Genomic DNA, 17,380 nt, shown 5'->3' with positions numbered 1-17,380 from the left:
CGGACCAGTCTCCGTTCGGTGAAGACGGCGGTCACGAGGCTGGCCAGGACGGGTTCGGGGTGGGTGCTGTGCAGGCGGCCCGCTCGCCTCGGACCAGCGCGCGGCAGGAGAGCACGCAGGCGTTTACGCGAGACGTCGGCAGCTCTCCCGCCCGCGTACACCGGAGGTCTGTGCTGCTCGGGATCGTCGTCCCCCGTGCGATCCCGCGCCGGACCACTGGTGCCGTGGTGGCGTGCCGATGCCGTCGTGCGCCGGCACGCCACCACGGATCACTCCCCACACAACCACTTCCAGGGGCCGGCAGCCCACCCGCGGCCGTGCACCGATCCCGGACAGGAGCGGTTCATGATCGGCGATCAAATCGCGGTTCCCCGTCGGTTCGCCTTGGTGGGCTACTCGGACGGCGATGACAGCCCAATGGTCATCGCGTGGGGTATCGAACTGCCCGACGGTTCCGCCATCTCGCTGAGCCTCGACAGCCAGGCGGTCGCGCTCTGTAGCAAAGCCACGCACTGCGAGCGCATCCACGGCGCCGAGCTGGTCTGGATCGATGGCGAGCTCGGCAACTTCGAGAAGGAGAGGCCGTCGTGAAGACGTCCGGCGTTGCCAGGAGCCATGCCGCGCAGGCCTCGCCGGACAGCGAATTCCGTGCGACCGCGAGGGTTGTCCTGGGCATCCATCGAGACGACGACGGCTTCTGTCTCGGCTGTTACGTCTACTTCCACCAGCTCAAGCCTTTCCCCTGCGAGTACTACTTCTGGGCGGCTCGAGTCATCGCCACGTATCCCGGCCCTGCACTCCTGGCTGGCGGAACCCCTCCTGCGGATCGACTTTCCTCGTACGCCCGGACCGCCCCAGCCCTCCGGCTCGTGCCGGCGTCGACCGTCTCGGCCACCGACGACACGGTGGTCCTGCGCCTGAGCTGACGCTCTCGACCTCCGCCGGTAGCGGCGACCGTTCAAGAAGTACGGACGCCGAGCTGACCGACGACGGCTGCGGCAGTACCTGCACCTCATTCACCACCAACGTCGCCTGATCAACGGGCTCAGCAAGGCCGGCCAGCACCGCCACAACCGTCGGTGCCGGTCGGGCGCCCCTGTCATGCCGAGGTGATCATGTGAGCCGGTCCGTTCAGTCCCCCGCCTACCGGTCAATGACCAACGCACTTGTCCGCGCCGTCGCGCACCCGGCGGTCGACCTGCCGCCGTGGCCAGACCTGACCGAATCTCGCCCCGACCTCGTGCCGTCCTGGGTCGGCTGGCTACGGCAGGTCTGGGCCATCGACGCTGTGGTCGAGGCGGTCACGCTCTCGAGCCCGGTGCTCGCGGCGAAGGTCAGCAAGCTCTGTGCGGGTGAGTCTGCTTCGGTACGCGAGACACGGCGGACGGTCCACACCGTCGCCCGGTACGCGCAGCGCCTACTGGGTCGACCCACGCCGTTCGAACTGCTCGCCGGCGTGGCGCCGGCCGTATTCGGCTCGAAAGCACCTACCCGCTGGGGCACAAACCACCAGGCTATCGCCCAGGCAGGTGCCGGCTGGCTCACCGACGTGATCGCCCATCTCGAACGCTGCCCGGAGCTGCTCTCCCGACTACCCGTGGTCGCGAACAACACGCTGACTGTCCGCGACGACCGGCTCATCTTCCCCTACCAGCCGAGCCCTGGGCTCAACGGCCAAGTGGGATCGGCGGAGGTATCCCTGCGCCATTCAGCACCGGTACAGGCTGCCATCGAGGCAGCCCACAGCCCGATCCGGCTGGAGGTCCTCGCCTCGCAGCTCCGTAGAGCGTTTCCACAAACATCCGCGGCGGACGTCACGGCGATGCTCAACCAGCTGATCGCGCAGCACGCCCTCATCACGAGCCTGCACGCTCCCAGCACAGAGCCCGACGCCCTCGGGTACCTGCTGCGCCAGCTCGACGAGGCCGGCGCCGAAATCGGCACGTCCGTCGCTGACGTCGTTGGCGCTTTGCGAGAGATCCATGCTGGGCTGCACCGCCACAACAGGGCGCAGCCGGGCGATGCCCCAGCGGCCCGGCGGCTGGTGGCCTTGCAGATGCGGAGTCTCGCGATCTCCGAGCGGGAGCCGCTGGCGGTGGATCTCCGGTTGGACGCCTCGGTGACGCTCCCCGATGAGGTAGCTAGGGAGGTGGAGCGTGCCGCGCTGGCGCTGACGCGGTTGAGCGCAGACCCGTACGGCACCGCCGCTTGGCGGACCTACCACCAGCGCTTCTACGAACGCTATGGGATCGGTTCGCTGGTGCCGGTACGCGAAGTGATTGACTCGGACAGCGGCATCGGCCTGCCGGACGGCTATGTAGGAAGTTCTGCCCCCGAGCCTCGCTCACCGATGTCCTGCCGCGACGAGGTGCTTCTCAGCATGGCGCAACGCGCGGCACTCGACGGCGCGATCGAGGTGGCCCTCGACGACGCGCTTATCGCGCAGTTAGACCTAGGACCGCCGCGGCTACGCCTACCTCCGCACCTCGAAGCGTGCGTGCGCGTTCAGGCCGCCGACGACAAGGACCTGACGCGCGGCAGATTCACTGTCGAGGTGACCTCCGTGTCCCGGGCCGCCGGCGGACTCACCGGACGCTTCCTCGGCGTGCTGCGGCCGAGCGAAGCAGGAAGGTTCGTCGCCAGCTTGGCCGCTCTACCCGCCAGCGACCGAGCCACCAAACCGGCCCAGGTGTCATTCCCGCCGCTCGACCCCGAAGCCGTGCACGTCACGCGCGCAAGCCAGGTGCTGCCAACGGTGATCAGCCTAGCCGAGCACCGATGGCCGAGTCGCTCGGTGCTCACCATCGACGACCTGGCGGTGGGATGCGACGGCCGACGTATGTACCTCGCGGTGCCCGACCGCGGCCACCGGATCGAGGCCGTCGGCATGCACGCGCTGAACCTGCGCACCCACACTCCTCCGCTGGCCCGGTTCCTCATCGAGCTCGGACGCGCCCACTGCGCGCAGGTCACGGCTTTCAATTGGGGTGCCGCCGCCCGGGCGAAGCTGCCCTTCCTCCCCCGGGTGCGGTACGGCCGAGCGATCCTGGCCCCGGCCACCTGGCGCCTGGGGGCAGCCGAGCTACCCGACCGACACCAACCCTGGTACGCCTGGGACGACACCTTCGACGAATGGCGGGCACGCCGGCGGCTGCCGCGCCTGGTGCACCTGATCGAGGCCGACCGACGCCTGCCCCTGGATCTCGACGAGTCGGCGCACCGCGTCCTGCTGCGCACCCACCTACTCACCGCACCGCGAGCGGTCCTCGTGGAGGCACCCACGCCGGAGGACCTCGGTTGGTGCGGCGGCCGCCCGCACGAGGCCATCGTCGCGCTGCACGCCGCCGAACCACCACCTTGGCCACCGCTGCCCACACCGACCCCGGCTCGCGTCATCGGGCGCGACCAGGGACAGACACCTCGGGACGCCCCCGCGCATGACTCGGATGGTTCGCTTGAGGCGATAAATGCCGTCGCGGCGAAGGATTTTTCATAGTGCTTCTTGTCGATATGCCCTACGGTGCTGATCGTGAAGTTGCGCCGAGTAACCGTTGCGGGACTGGTTGCTGCCGGCGTTGCCGCAGTGACGCTGATGATCGGCCTGGCGACTAACGCCGCCTCGAATCAGCAGCGGTGGCCCGGCTGGTTGTCTCTGGTGCAGCGGTACCCGTGGCAGTCGTTCCTGTTGCTTGCGGTCGTTGCCGTGGTCCTCGCCGCATTGCTGCCGGGCCTGACTGAGCCGGACCAGGTCGGCATACGGATGGCTGCCGACGAGCCCGTGTCGTCGATGGGGTCGGCCGCGGTCTTGCGAACTCTGCCGCGCGACGTGGCCGGCTTCACCAACCGGAAGGACGAAATCCAACAGATCTTGGACGAGGCGTCGACGGATCAGTCGATCATGCCTGTCCGGACCATCGACGGCATGCCTGGCGTCGGCAAGACCGCCTTCGCCATCCACGTCGGCCATCTGCTTGCACCAAAGTTCCCGGACGGTCAGCTTTTCCTGAACCTCAACGGGCACACGCCTGGACGCGAGCCGGTCGGACCGGCCGAGGCACTCGCGTCGCTGCTGCTCGCCGACGGCGTCGCCCCGCAGAAGATCCCGAACAGCGACGATCAGTGGGCGATGACCGAGGCCCGCGCCGCACTGTGGCGCACTCGGGTGGCTGATCGGCGGATGCTGCTCATCCTCGACAACGCCGCCACGTATGCGCAGGTGGAGCAGTTGCTGCCGGGCGCGGCCGGCAGCCTCGTGTTGGTCACCAGCCGTCGTCGGCTAGCCGCACCGGACGCGACGAGTCTGCAGATGAGCGCGTTGTCGGCGACGGACGCCGCCGCGTTGTTCATGCGTCTGGCCGGTCGTAGTCGGCTCCGCAAGGAATCGGTTGGTGAGCTCGTCGCTGTCTGCGGTTACCTGCCGTTGGCGGTTGCCCTGCTTGCGGCGAGGCTGCGGCACCACCCGTCCTGGAGCGTCGAGGATCTCAAGGATCGCTTGTTGTCGACGCAGCACCGCCTGGTGGAGATGCAGGCGGGCGAGCGCGCCGTCGCAGCCGCATTCGACCTGTCGTACCAGGATCTGCCGGGTGAACGGCAGCGGTTCTTCCGTCGACTCAGCCGGTTCCCCGGGCTCGACGTCGATGAAGAGGCCGCCGCGGCGCTGGCTTCGGTCTCCCGGAAGGTGGCGCGGTCCGAGCTTGAGGCGCTCTATGGAAATCACCTGCTGGATGAAACCGAGCACGGACGGTACCGGTTCCATGACCTGGTCAGGGACTATGGACGCAGCCTCGGGGAAGACGGGCAGGACGGGACGATGTCGATCAAGAAGCTTGCGGGACACTACCTGGAGACCATCAGCGCGGCGAATACCCACATCAGCCGTGGATCCACGACCACTACAGTCCGATTCGATTCGCCGGCCACGGCTTCGGCGTGGCTTGATGCTGAGCGCGCGAACGTTCTCGCCTGCGTCGAGGAGTGCGTGCGCCGCGAGCAGCACGCCCTGGTCGTGGGGCTCGCCGCCGCGATGGCGCCGTACCTGCGCCAGGCGGGTCCGTGGGACCAGGCCGCCGAGCTGCACCGCACCGCGGTCGTGGCGGCACGCCGCACGGGTGACCGGAAGGCAGAGGCCGACGCATTGGCGAACCTCGGCATGGTGTCCCGCCTCATGGCCCGCTACCGGGCAGCGGTGGAGACCCTGGACGAGTCGCTCGCGATCTACCGGGCTCTCAGCGATCTGAATGGGCAGGCGTCGGTGCTCAACCAGCTCGGCATCGTGCACTACCTGACCGCTACGTACGACGAGGCGGCCCGAACCCAGACGGAAGCGTTGGAGATCTGCCGAGAGACCGGTGACATGCTCGGCCAGGCGAACGCACTTGCCGACCTGGGCATGGTGCGGCGCATGACCGGTGACCTGGGGCCTTCCGCCGACGCTTCGACGGAAGCGCTGGAGATCTACCGACTGATCGGTGATCGTTTCGGCGAGGCCAACGCGCTCCGCGACCTCGGACTGGTCCGATCCCTGACGGGCGACTACGCCGAGGCCGAGCACAACGCCCGCGAGGCGCTGGCGATCTACACCAGGATCGGTGATCCGGTGCATCAGGCGTACGCGCTCAACGAGCTGGGCGTCGCCCGTCGCCTGACGGGAGACCTCGACGGTGCGACCGAATCGCACGAACAGGCACTGGCCAAGTACGCCGAACTCGGTGACCGATTCGGCGAGGCCAACGCCATCCGGCACCTCGGGGTGCTGCACCGGCTCCGAGGGGACCAGGCAGCCGCGATCGCGGCCCAGGAGCGGGCCGTGACCATCTACGCCCAATTGGAGAGTCGGGGTGGGTTGGCCGCCGCCACGGCCGAGATGGGCGTCCTGCATCGCCTCGAAGGCAACCTCGTCGGTGCCAGGAGCGCGCTGGACAGCGCTGCCGGGTGGTACGCCGAGCTCGGAGACCGTACTGGTCAACTAGAAGTGCACAACCACATTGGCGCGTTGCACCTCGACGCCGGTGAACTCAACCGGGCGAATGACCGATACGAGCTCGCACTGTCCCTCGCCCGCGAACTGGGCGTGCCGCTGCAGGAGGCGCATGCGCTGGACGGCCTCGCGCGCTGCGAACTTGCTCTGGGGCGACCTGAGCGAGCGGCCGACCTCCACAGTGCCGCCCATATGCTCCACGAACGGCTCAGAAATCAACCTACGTAACTTCACTGCGTCCCGGTATCGTCACCGTCAGACATGAAGGAGGCGACCATGCAGCAGTCGACGACGTCGAAAGTGCAGCCGGTGCTGGCGACGGTGGTCCAGAGGGTCCAGGCCCGGATAGCGGCCGAGCAGGCCAAGCCCGAGGCTGTTCGAGCCGCGCACGCAGCGTCGATTCCCGCGCAATCCTGAGCACGCGCGGAGCGCGGGCATGCCACCACTGCGAACCTTCATCCTCAAGGTGGTCAACCGCTGCAACATCAACTGCGACTACTGCTATGTCTTCAACGGGCCAGACCAGTCCTGGCGGGGCCTGCCCGTACGGATGAGCGTCGAGGTGGCCCACGCCGTCGCGCAGCGAATCGCCGAGCACGCCACCGCCCACGACCTCGACCACGTAGACGTCGTGCTGCATGGTGGCGAGCCCTTGCTCGCCGGGCCGCGCCACCTCGGCGCCATCCTGCAGATACTTCACGACCGAGTGCCGTCCGTCCGCTTCGAGTTGCAAACCAACGGCATGCTGCTCAACGACGACTGGCTGGACCTCTTCGATCGGTTCGACGTCCGGGTCGGCGTGAGCATCGACGGCCGGCCCACGGCGAATGACCGCCACCGGGTCAGCCACCGCGGTCGGTCGACGTCGGATGCGGCGGTCCGCGGTATCGAACTGCTCCGCAATCGGCCCCACCTGTTTGCCGGTGTGCTGGCCGTGGTCGACCTCCGCAACGACCCCGCCGACGTTCACGACTATCTCGCGTCACTCGGGCCGGCGGTCATCGACTTCAACCTGCCGCACGCCACGCACGACGCCCCACCGGGACGCACCAATCCCGCTGAGCCGGAGTACGGCCGCTGGCTGAGCCGCGTCTACGACGCATGGACCAGCGCCGACTCCTACACGCACTCGGTGCGCATACTCGAAGACATCGTCGCCCTCAGCCTCGGTGCGAAAGGTTCCGTCGAATCGCTCGGACTCGCACCGGCCGACATCGTCGTGGTCGAGTCCGACGGCTCGATCGAGAACGTCGACACACTCAAAGCCGCCGCCCCGGGCGCCGCAAGCCTCGGCCTTGACGTCTTCGACCACAGCTTCGACGAGGTGGCGAACCACCCGGCGATCCGGCGACGGCAGGTCGGCGTGGCGGCCCTGGCAGAAGAGTGCCAGCGCTGCCCCCTGGTGTCCGTCTGTGGCGGCGGATATTTGCCGCATCGGTTGAGCGCTGAGCGCGGATACCGCAACCCGTCCGTCTACTGTCAGGACCTCGCGCACCTCATCCGGCACGTCCAAGCCACGCTTCCGGCCTGAAGGAGAAGCACAGTGCAGCACCTCGTCGTCCGCCCAGCCGAGCCCGGCGACGCCAAGACCGTCGCCGCAATGATCGAGGAGATCGAGCGGTACTACGGCGCCACGTCGATCCAGCCGTTCGATGAACGACTGGCACAGGTCGAAGCCGCGCTGTTCGGGACGCCACCCCTGGCGTACTGCGTGCTCGCACTGAGCGGCGACGACGTGATCGGGCTGGCGGCGTACTCCTTCTTATGGCCGGCAGCCGGATCGACGCACTCACTGTTCATCAAGGAGCTGTACGTGCGGCCGGACGGCCGGCGGCTGGGCACCGGAACGCGGCTCATGCAGGAGATGCAGTCAATTGCGGCCGCCGCGCCGGGGTGCAGTCGAGTGGAGTGGATGACCGACCGGGACAACGATGGCGCACGTGCCTTCTATCAACGACTCGGATTCGAGGAATTTGAGGGGAAGGTGAACTACCGCGTCGGGTCCGACATCCCGGGGCCACTCGGTTGAGTCGACATGCCAGACTCCGGCACGGAGTCTGGCAGGCAACAGTAGCGACCGCTTCGGTGCGGTCGATGTCAGAACGACCTCCGCACCGCCGCAACACCGCAGGCCACCAAGAACGTGACCGCGATCAGTCCGATCCGCAGCCAGGGCACATCCCGGCTCGGCCGTACGCCGATCGACACCGCCAACGCCAGCTGCGCCAGCAGAGCCAGGCAGATGACGACGCTGAGCGACCGGTACGTGTTTCCAATATCGGACCAGAACACCCAGGTGCCGTAAATGGTCGGGTCACAAACAGCAGGCTCAGACCGATCAACGGGACGGCCAGCCGCCATCGCATGCTGGTGCTCACCGCTGCTCCTCCCGGCCCTCGCTGGCGGGACTGTCCAGGGTCTCCACCTCGACGGTCAGCTCTGCCCCCACCTCACGAAGCTCTGCACTGCGGTTGCGGTGGCCGTCGTGGTTCTTGCCACCCAACCTTTCAGTGTTGTCGGCCGGCCCGTGGTGGGCTGGGTGAGCGGTCCCGCTCGTGTTCATCGACGTTCAAGGCACCGTCTGCCCGACGTCACCACCATGCCAGCGGCCGCCGGCGTCTTCGCTCTGCTTACCGTCGACGCAGTCATCACCGGGATCGATGGAATCGCCTATTCGGTGCGGCGGTCTGCGCGCCAGCACTACTACGCTGTTCGTCAGCATGGGCCTGGTCTTGCGCAGTCGCGCGGCACGGGCCTGGGCGACGCCAAGCTAATCCTGTCGGTGACCGCGCTGTTGGGGTGATGGGGCTGGGGCACCGCGATCGGCGCGGTGTTCCTGGGGCTTCCTGGGTGCGGGGGTCGTAGGGATCGTGCTGTTAGCCAGCAGGCGTGTGCCTCGTGGGGCCCACATACCGGTCGGACCGTGCTTCATTGCTAGCGCGGTGCAGATGCTCGCGCTCATGGGTTGAGCACTGCCCGGGTCACCGGACCAACCCGGCCGGAGATGCAGAGGGTGAATCGACCACCGTCTAGACAGTCGAGACGCACCTGTTCGCGGAGGGCTTGGCGTTGGGGCCATTGTCGACTGTCCGACAACCGCCATGCTCGTTGCCGCTCCGCGCGTGCTCCAACCGGCTGATCATCGGAGCCTTCTCGTAGGAACCGAGTTGCCCTGCCTGAACTCATCCCATAGCCCAGCGCATGACCTGCCACGCGGCCTGCAGTTCCGAGCGCTCCGCCGGGTCACTCAACCCGACGCAGAGCCGTGTCAACCGAGCATCCGGCCGTAGAATCGCCTGCGCCCCGCACAGCACCCGTCCGCCGGCGCAATAAATGTCGCCCGGCACCATAGGATGCTTCTTCTATGACGACCCTGGATGAGAAGCACGCCCGTATGCGGCGCATCTTCCGCGGCGAAGAAACCTACGGGGAAGGTACCCCCGCCGAGCAGACGCAGAGGTTCCGGCTCACGGAGATCTACGACGAGGCCGTCGAGGTAGCTCGGCGCAACTCCATAGACGTCGAGTGCCCGCCGGTGGATCTGTTGATCAGCTTGTCCGGCTTTTCGCCGGAGACGACCCTCCTAGCCTTCGCCCTCACCTGTCCAGCCAAGCTATTGATCATCTCGTCAGCGAACACGGAGGCAACGACTAACGCCATCTGGGAGAAGCTCGTAGGGAAGATCGAGTTTGCCGGCGTCCGGCACGTGTCCTGCGACCCGGTGAATCCGACGAGCATCTACGAGATCGTTCGGAAGGAGGTCAGCTCGCTACGTAGCGGCGATCGGCCGCTGAGCGCCATGATCGACATAACGGGCGGCAAGAAGGTTATGAGCGCTGGGGCAGCACTCGCGGCATCGCAACTTGACCTCCCCATGTGTTACATAGACAGCACCTTCGATCCGGAGATGCGGCAGGCGCTGCCGGGCAGTGAAAAACTTTGCGTGCTGCCGAACCCAACAGCCCTGTTCGGCGACAAGGACATGGACGCCGCGATGGCGATGTTCCGCAGCGGGGTGTACACCGGTGCACGACAGCGATTTGAGGAGTTGAGCGGCTCGGTGTCAGAGCCGGTCCGCGTGCGCTTCCTGCGCGACCTCGCCGCACTCTACGAAGCTTGGTGCGACCTAAATGTCGACGGACTCCCCGAACACGTAGGCCGTGTCCGAGACCACCTCCGGGACAACAGGCCCGGTCTCGACGCCGCAATGGCCCAGCGACTTAGTAGGCAGCTGGAGTTCGCCGAGTCGCTCGCCAGGCGCTCCGGTCCGGAGATGCTGCTCAACTTCTTCCTGCTCGGCGATCACTACCAGGACCTAGGGCGCTATGACTTCGCCGCCCTTCTGTATTACCGCAGCATCGAGAAGGCCTTCGAGGAGCGCCTGTCGGACACTTTCGGTCTAGACCTGGAGAATCCGGACTACTCGAAGCTCGGCGACCCGATCGAACTAAATAGCAGGTATGGGACGTTGACAGACGCCATATACGGCGCACCGACACCAGCGCTACCCCGCAAGGTCGCCTTGATGGATGCAATGATCCTGCTTTACTTGGTGGACGACACCATGCTAATCGCGCTCAAGTGGAACAAGCTCGCCGCTGTGCAGAGCATGCGCGGAGTCGTCGATACACGAAACCGGTCGGTTCTAGCGCATGGCATCGATTCCGTGTCGCACGAGCAGAGTGCAGGGCTACGCGGCAGGGCACTCGCGCTGTTGAGGGCATTTTGGAGCGAGCGTTCCCCCGACCAGAACATCAGTCATCTGATCGAGGCGCTACGGTTCGTCCGCGAAGTCTGATGAAGACACCTCTACTCCAACCTGAGCACCCTCGCTCCGATGGCCCGCCTCCGATGAAGATCGGGGAGCTGGTGCTGTCGACGCCACAGCGCCTGTCGCTGCCGCCTGGGGTTACGCTGCAAGAAGTTGCCGATGACTTGACCGGCGGCGTGTGGATCGCCCGATATCGCTCGTCGGGGCAATCCAGATTTCAGGCCTATCGGATCGGCGGCATGCGTTTTGAAGCAAGGGTACGGCGACGCAGAGCCATACACACCAACGCCTGGCTGGCAGAGCTCACTTTCATCGATGAGGCATCCTCGATGGAGCGGCGGGTGGATCGCATCGTCCCAAGAGCGGTGTCATTCGAGCCCAACTACCGCGAAGTTCCATTCGACATGGATGATCTGCTGGCTCAGGCTAAACAGTGGCGAAGTGCGTACCAGGCACGTGTTCCGGCGCAGGCGTCCCTTCGACTACAACGCTCAGTGAACAAGGAGTACGACCGACTGAGACGCCTCCTAGGGATCGCCGAACAGCGCCCCGAGGCCGCCGAGCGAACCATCACGGGCACCGTGATCAGCATCGAGGACCTTGAAGATGGTCGGGGCGCAGTGGTTGTGGAGGCGGAGCCGGGCTCGGACCTAACAGACCTAGACCGCAGACGGGTAATGGTGACCGCTCCCGGCGGGCTGACGGTGAACAGCACCGTGCAGCGGGTAAGAAGCGGGCGGCTAGCCATCCGTCAACCACCACACTGGACACCGGGGATCGGCATAGCGGTCATCATCAACCTGGTGAAGCCGTTCGGGATGCGGCAGAACGCTTCTGCCTTGCAGGACTTCCTCAACGGCGAGGTGGAGGGGACTTGGGACGACCTCGCTCGTCTTCTGTGCCGGCCTGACGCTCTGACCGCCGCAACCAACTCGTTCATCCCTCCCGAACATTTCTTCTGTGACGATGATCCGGCCAGTGTGCCGTTGAATGAAGAGCAGCGTCGGGCCGTCACCGGTGCGGTCTCGTCGCCGCACGCATTCCTGGTGCAGGGCCCACCGGGAACGGGGAAGACCGAGGTCATCTGCGAGGTCGCGAGACAGCTGACCGCGCGAGGTGAGCGAGTGCTGATGCTGGCGCCAAGCCACGTCGCCGTCGATGAGGTGCTGAGCCGGATTGGCCGCAAACCCGGTATCCGGCCGCTTCGGATTACATGGAACGACGACCGGGTTCAAGAGGCCGTGCATGACTTTCTCGAGCCCAACGTCGGTGGTGAGCTCGCTGGCCGAGTCCTCAAACCCGAGAACGGTGGCCAAGACTTACGGTGGGCCCGAGAACTGCAAGAAGTCGAAGAACTCATCCGCGCCGCCGGACAGGCAAAGTCAGCGATCAGCCACAAGCGCCGTCAGACGAATGTCACGGCACAGGCGCGTGTAGCGCTGGCAGCCAGCATGGACAACTGGAACCGGGCTCGGATCCAGGCTGAACAGGAGTCGGGTTTGCTTCAGGCCGCAGCAGAGCGGGCTGTCGCCCGGCTCGCGGCGGCGGAGGAGTCACTGGCGCGCGTGGTACAGCAGTACGCTGGCCTCCTCCATCAGGCCCAGCCTGTGCTCGTGCCGCTGCCACCGCTAGCCAGGCGCTGTATCACCGCGATGGATAGTCTGGCGATGGCGGATGCCGCCTCGGCCTCCGCCGATGCCGGCTGGCGGCGGAGGGTAGGTGAGCTGAGCGCAGCGGTGCGACGAGTAGAGCAAGCCGTCACCCAAACGGCCGCAGAGTTGCGCACCGCTCGGGCGATGCTGTCTAGGGAGGAGGCGGCTCTTGAGCAGGCTCGCCAGCAGCTCAACGACGCCGTCACCCATAAGACAGGGCTCGGACGGATACTCACCGCTATGCATTTGGGCGGAATCACAGCGGCGCGACGTCAGGTCGCCGAGAGTACCGACCGAACAGCTCGGTTGAGAGTGCGATTGTTCCGCGTTACTGCCCGAAATGGCGAGGCAGAACGAGATCTCGCAATTGCCAGGGCCGCTCACACCGCCGGAGATCAGCAGGCACGGGAGCGGGTCGGCAACGCGCGCCGGCAGAGGGCGGAGGCAGATCGGCAGGCCGAACTGCAGTGGATGCGTCTCGCAAAGATCGTCGATCGTAGCGGCGCACAAACAACGGAGATCACCGCTCCTGAAGAACGCCGCCGGATCGCGTTCTACTTGGCCAAGGTGATCCCGCCACTGCTGGTAACGGAAGCGCCAGTCACCCCGGACCCCCGCTGTCCCGCGCCGCTAGGTCCGATAGCGGACCTCGTCGATCAGCTGTCCACGGCGCTGAACGAAGTCACGAGGGTCCGCGAGGAACACCGGGACGCCGAGCACGATCAGACGTGGAGTGCACGTGACTGGGAGATCGGCCGGGACCGCGTCGAGCGGAAGCTTACCGACACCGACGACGAACGCAAGGCTGCGCAAGCACGGTTCGGCCTCGCCTTGCGGCGTCTGGAGGAAATTGGTGAGACGCTGGCTGGACAGTCCGAGGATCCGGGCGATCACGACGCGGCCATCCGACAATACGTGCGACGTCGCGGGGTTCTGCAGCGGCTACCGGAGTTGCACCGGCGATGGTGCGAACTGGCTGCCGAGCAGTCGGACGAGCGCCTCGCTGCCGACATTCGGCAGTCGCTGGTACGGTCCGCGAATCTCGTCTGCGCGACCACCAAGGGAATCGTTGGGCGAGGCAGCGAGGTGGTACGGTACGCTGACTACGACACACTGATCGTCGATGAGGCCAGCCGAGTCACCGAAAGCGAATTCCTCATCGGAGCTACGCGGGCACGGCGTTGGGTCTTGGTCGGCGATGAGCATCAGTTGCCTCCGCACGTCGACCAGCGTGACGAGTACTTCCTCCACGCACTGACCGCCCTGCACCGCTTTGGCCGTGGCGCCGACGAGACTGTCGAGGCAGCAGTGCGGCACCTGGCGCAGGCCTGGGCCGAGGACGAGGAACTGCATAAGTTCCGGACCCAGAGCGTGCGAGAGGTCGCCGAGGAACTAGTGGCTGACGGTTCTTGGGAAAGCACTTTCCGCGACCAGTTCTCTGCGGCATACAGTCAGATCGTGAGCTCGGCCTCCAGCGATGACGCGGACCGTCGAGTACTGGAGGCCATGCTGCGTCACCTGGTGCAAAGCCTCTTTCAAAGAGCGGTAGTCCGATGTCCCGAGCTACTGCGCCAGGAACTCGTCTGGCAACGCCGCATGATCGAGCCGCTCGCCCGCATCGTCGATCAACCTGTGTATCAGGGGCGATACCAGACGCCGCCAGCAACGGACCTCGAACGTATAGGCGTCACGCCGCTGGTGCTCACCGAAACGCTCACCAAGCCGGTAATCTTCGTCGACACGAGCCACTACCAGGACGCCGGCGATGAGCCCCTAGACCACGGTTTCGTCAACAAATTGGAGCAGGTCCTCGTCGAGCGTCTCTGCCGCCTCTACGACGAGGGGCTCGGACGGGCGGGTGCCGTCCCGATCACCGTCAGTGTTCTCGCCTTCTACCGCGCCCAAGCCCAGCAACTGGCAGCCCAGCTGCGCGCGTCTGACCTGCCGCACTTGAAGTGGGAGGTCATCGATGTCATCGACCGCATTCAGGGCCAGCAAAGCGACCTCGTCATCATCAGCTTCACCAGGGCTCGCACCCCGGGACGAATCGGCCCCAACTACGGGCAGTGGCTACAGGACATCCGGCGCCTCAACGTCGCGTTCACCCGGGCGCGCCGCGCGCTCGTGATCGTCGGTCATGGCCTCACCCTGCGGGCGCTTGGCGATCCCGGCGAGGGCGGCGTGCCCGGCCAGGCGCGGATCTTCTACGAAAACCTGTTCCACCTCGTCGACCAAGACGCCGACTTTATGCGGATCCGCCGACTATGACGGTTCGGTTCACCTTCCAACCGGCGCGAGAGATCGATTCCAAGTCCACCGTGGTCGTACAAGAAACTCTCCTCGCCGTCGAAATTTGGCCGGACGTACCGATGACACGCAAGATCGAGGAGAGCCTTACCGTCCTCGATCGCCTGATCATCGAGGCGGCGATCGCGCTCGACCCTGCCTACCCGATCGACATCGAGGAAATTACCGGCATTCCGCAGTCGGCGATCGTCGCGATCTTCGGCAGGCTGGTACGCCTCGGTCTGCTTGAGCCGCGCGAGGCTGAGGCGATCGCGACCGAATCGGCGCATGTGGCAGTGAAGCAAACAGCGGTTGCGCGGCTCCGCCCCACCCAGGTAACGCTTCTGTATCTCGCGGACACCGACGAACTCATCGCCCTTCCCCAGAACTCGGGCCGGCGGGCACCGAGACTGAACCGGGCAGAGCCGGCCGGATACGTCGACGTCGACCGTGGTGCCGGCCTGACCCCCCGACACGAGATCATCGCCGACCGCATCAGCCGCCAGACGATCCTGGGCCTGGCGAAAGACATCGTGGCAGCGGTTCCCACAGATGATCTCGTCCCAGCCTACAGCCCGCAGTATCGCTCTAGCGGGCACGTGGAGACAGACGGCGACGGAACGCATCGGGCGCGCTTAAAGGTCGAGGTAGGTGCCACGAAGACTGTAAACCTCCTTGTCCCCCACGCAGACAACCTGGCGAGGCGTTGGGCGGAGCTGGCTGAGCAGGCGGCGTACGCCGCCGACGTCTGGGGGCCGGCCGCGGCAGAGCACACCGGCCGGGTTTGGCGATATGAGCTAGGCCATGAGGCGGCCGTTGCCGCAGCGACCAGCGGGATCCGTCTCGGCCATCCCGGCGGCCTGCTGATACAGGGAGACCGGGACGTCGTCTACGTCGACGTCGAGTTCACCCCAGGCGACAGCCGCGCCGCACACACCTTCGCGCTCCAGCACGCGATGGCGGAGGTCGCAATGAAACCCGCCGCCGAAGCCACCTCCCAACGGTTGGTATCGATCGTGGAAGCCAGCGCGACCCGCTACGGAGTGGCCCCAGGAGAGTTGACCCCGGCCCACGTCCGCAGCGCGCTCTGGACCGCCCGGCACTACCAGCATGTCTACGCATTGCGGCGCGAGGAGGACTTCCCCTTTGAGTGACATCGACCTGGGGCTGCGCACGCTCAAGGGCGGCTACTTCCTCAAACGCGAGGATGCGCCGCAACGAACATCCTTCGTGTCACAGCACGCTGGACAGGTGACGGGCTACCGCCATTGCCTGACCTATGCCGGCGGCGGTTCGACAATCCGGGAGGAGCTCATCGACCTGATCGACTCGGCAAAAAAGCGGGTCTTCGTCGCAACGCTGTTCCTAGGTGACGAGGATGTCCGGCACGCCCTCGAGCGGGCTGCGAACCGCCTCCAAGGCGGTGTCTATGTCGTCTCGGCGCTCGACGACCGCGGCCTGAACCGGGCCATCAACGATGCATCAGACACAATGGACATCGATACGCAGATCGAATACCGCAACTTCACCCGTCTGACGACCAGCGGCATCTACGTCCGCGGCTACCCGGGCCTGCACGCAAAGTTCGTCGTCGTAGACGATGCGCGCGCGCTGGTGTCCAGCGCAAACCTAGTCACCCGCTCGTTCAACACCGTGGCCGAGAATGGCCTCGTCTTCGAGGACGTCGAGGAGGTCGCCGTACTGGCTTGGGTTTTCCGGCGGCTGTGGCGACACAGTGCTTGGGACATGCCTCCGGCACCCACGCATCACTCTGTGCATGACCGGATCCCCGACGACGACGTCCTACCCGGCAGCCATAACGGCAGCCGAATCCTCTGGACTTGGCAGGAGCAACATCGGATTCTCGATTCAATTAGGCGCACCATTGACCAGGCCGTCGAAGAACTGATCTTGGCGACGTTCAGCATCGGCAACATGACCTTCGGCCTGCCAAAGCAACCGGCACGGCCGGAGTTGCTGTACGAGCCGGTGTGCCGTGCGCTAGATCGCGGAGTCCGGGTCAGAATGTTACTTCGTGGCCGAAACATCTCCGAGGCCTCACGTGCGGAGGCATCGGCGTTCCAAAAAGCAGGGGTGGAAATCTACGCCGATCGACTGACTCACGCCAAGGGATGCATTGCGGATAGACGAACTGGTTCCGTATTCTCCGCAAATCTGATGACGGCGATGGGTCTAACCGGGGGAATGGAACTTGGCACCCAGCTAGACGGGACGGGTGCGCTTGAGGACGCGTGGCTCTACTTCCAACACTGCATGACCGAGTCGGATCTGGAGTTCAAACTCGATCCTCCTGCCCGCGAGGCAAGCGATCGGCTACTGGCGGATTCGTTGCGCAGCTGGCCACGCGCTCCGCAGGGCTTCGTCACCTGCAGTGACCAGACCTGGCTTCAATTGAGCTCACATACCGGGCCCGCACTATTCCAACAGGACGGCGAGGATTTTTCGATCTTGAGCGGATCACGCTGCTACCGACTGTCCGGTGATCGGACGCGGTGGCTGATTGAGCCAGCTTTGGGTCCTTCGGGATCTCAAGCCAGCGGACGCGTACTCGAAAGCTGGATCTCCCCACGCCGGAGCGAGTCCCCGCCAACCATCGGGCACCGCGGCATCTTTGCGCCTATGATCAGCCGCGAAAGAGCCACCTGAGTAGTCCGATCTTCGTCAACTACGCTA

General features: G+C 65.7%; 14 protein-coding genes. 12 read left to right on the top strand and 2 right to left on the bottom strand.

Features of this window, described 5'->3' with window-relative positions; translation table 11 throughout:
* The first annotated feature begins 345 nt into the window (after nucleotides 1–345).
* The 7 genes from ACLQ26_RS20120 to ACLQ26_RS20090 all read left to right on the top strand — a co-directional run bounded on the left by ACLQ26_RS20120 (nucleotide 346) and on the right by ACLQ26_RS20090 (nucleotide 8,006).
* Nucleotides 346–591 carry a hypothetical protein gene (locus tag ACLQ26_RS20120; protein WP_425745879.1) on the top strand — a complete coding sequence of 82 codons (246 nt, stop codon included), beginning with the start codon at nucleotides 346–348 and terminating at the stop codon, nucleotides 589–591.
* Nucleotides 588–926, top strand: coding sequence for a hypothetical protein (locus tag ACLQ26_RS20115; RefSeq protein WP_425745878.1), 339 nt, complete (start codon nucleotides 588–590; stop codon nucleotides 924–926). Before ACLQ26_RS20120 ends, ACLQ26_RS20115 begins: the two co-directional genes overlap by 4 nt.
* A 362-nt stretch (nucleotides 927–1,288) precedes the next feature.
* Complete coding sequence (locus ACLQ26_RS20110) at nucleotides 1,289–3,496, top strand: lantibiotic dehydratase family protein (protein ID WP_425745877.1); 2,208 nt, start codon at nucleotides 1,289–1,291, stop codon at nucleotides 3,494–3,496.
* 33 nt (nucleotides 3,497–3,529) lie between these two features.
* Nucleotides 3,530–6,205, top strand: coding sequence for a cyclophane-containing RiPP biosynthesis TPR protein HaaT (gene haaT / locus ACLQ26_RS20105; RefSeq protein WP_425745876.1), 2,676 nt, complete (start codon nucleotides 3,530–3,532; stop codon nucleotides 6,203–6,205).
* Nucleotides 6,206–6,253: 48 nt separating this feature from the next.
* Nucleotides 6,254–6,394, top strand: coding sequence for a hypothetical protein (locus ACLQ26_RS20100; RefSeq protein ID WP_425745875.1), 141 nt, complete (start codon nucleotides 6,254–6,256; stop codon nucleotides 6,392–6,394).
* A 19-nt stretch (nucleotides 6,395–6,413) separates the two neighbouring features.
* Nucleotides 6,414–7,508, top strand: coding sequence for an FxsB family cyclophane-forming radical SAM/SPASM peptide maturase (locus tag ACLQ26_RS20095; RefSeq protein WP_425745874.1), 1,095 nt, complete (start codon nucleotides 6,414–6,416; stop codon nucleotides 7,506–7,508).
* 12 nt (nucleotides 7,509–7,520) lie between these two features.
* The gene (locus ACLQ26_RS20090) at nucleotides 7,521–8,006 is read left to right on the top strand and encodes a GNAT family N-acetyltransferase (protein WP_425745873.1); all 486 of its coding nucleotides are present in this window, start codon (nucleotides 7,521–7,523) and stop codon (nucleotides 8,004–8,006) included.
* Nucleotides 8,007–8,074: 68 nt separating this feature from the next.
* On the opposite strand, the gene ACLQ26_RS20085 is transcribed toward ACLQ26_RS20090, so the two are convergent.
* Nucleotides 8,075–8,338 carry a hypothetical protein gene (locus tag ACLQ26_RS20085; RefSeq protein ID WP_425745872.1) on the bottom strand — a complete coding sequence of 88 codons (264 nt, stop codon included), beginning with the start codon at nucleotides 8,336–8,338 and terminating at the stop codon, nucleotides 8,075–8,077.
* A 13-nt stretch (nucleotides 8,339–8,351) separates the two neighbouring features.
* A complete protein-coding gene (locus ACLQ26_RS20080) occupies nucleotides 8,352–8,480 on the bottom strand; it encodes a hypothetical protein (RefSeq protein WP_425745871.1) in 129 nt (42 codons plus the stop codon).
* 36 nt (nucleotides 8,481–8,516) lie between these two features.
* On the opposite strand from ACLQ26_RS20080, the gene ACLQ26_RS20075 reads away from it, so the two are divergent.
* The 5 genes from ACLQ26_RS20075 to ACLQ26_RS20055 all read left to right on the top strand — a co-directional run bounded on the left by ACLQ26_RS20075 (nucleotide 8,517) and on the right by ACLQ26_RS20055 (nucleotide 17,353).
* Nucleotides 8,517–8,780: a hypothetical protein gene (locus tag ACLQ26_RS20075; RefSeq protein ID WP_425745870.1), complete on the top strand. Its 264-nt coding sequence runs from the start codon at nucleotides 8,517–8,519 to the stop codon at nucleotides 8,778–8,780.
* 561 nt (nucleotides 8,781–9,341) lie between these two features.
* A complete protein-coding gene (locus ACLQ26_RS20070) occupies nucleotides 9,342–10,775 on the top strand; it encodes a hypothetical protein (RefSeq protein WP_425745869.1) in 1,434 nt (477 codons plus the stop codon).
* Nucleotides 10,776–10,828: 53 nt separating this feature from the next.
* Complete coding sequence (locus ACLQ26_RS20065; RefSeq protein WP_425745868.1) at nucleotides 10,829–14,668, top strand: AAA domain-containing protein; 3,840 nt, start codon at nucleotides 10,829–10,831, stop codon at nucleotides 14,666–14,668.
* Nucleotides 14,665–15,840: a MarR family transcriptional regulator gene (locus ACLQ26_RS20060; protein ID WP_425745867.1), complete on the top strand. Its 1,176-nt coding sequence runs from the start codon at nucleotides 14,665–14,667 to the stop codon at nucleotides 15,838–15,840. The genes ACLQ26_RS20065 and ACLQ26_RS20060 overlap by 4 nt, the downstream gene beginning before the upstream one ends.
* Nucleotides 15,833–17,353 carry a phospholipase D-like domain-containing protein gene (locus ACLQ26_RS20055; RefSeq protein WP_425745866.1) on the top strand — a complete coding sequence of 507 codons (1,521 nt, stop codon included), beginning with the start codon at nucleotides 15,833–15,835 and terminating at the stop codon, nucleotides 17,351–17,353. Before ACLQ26_RS20060 ends, ACLQ26_RS20055 begins: the two co-directional genes overlap by 8 nt.
* Nucleotides 17,354–17,380 lie beyond the last annotated feature (27 nt).

The sequence above is a fragment of the Micromonospora sp. DT43 genome (assembly GCF_049841645.1).
GTDB lineage: Bacteria > Actinomycetota > Actinomycetes > Mycobacteriales > Micromonosporaceae > Micromonospora.
Note: the sequence above shows the minus strand (reverse complement) of the source record. Positions and strands in the feature narration are given on the sequence as shown.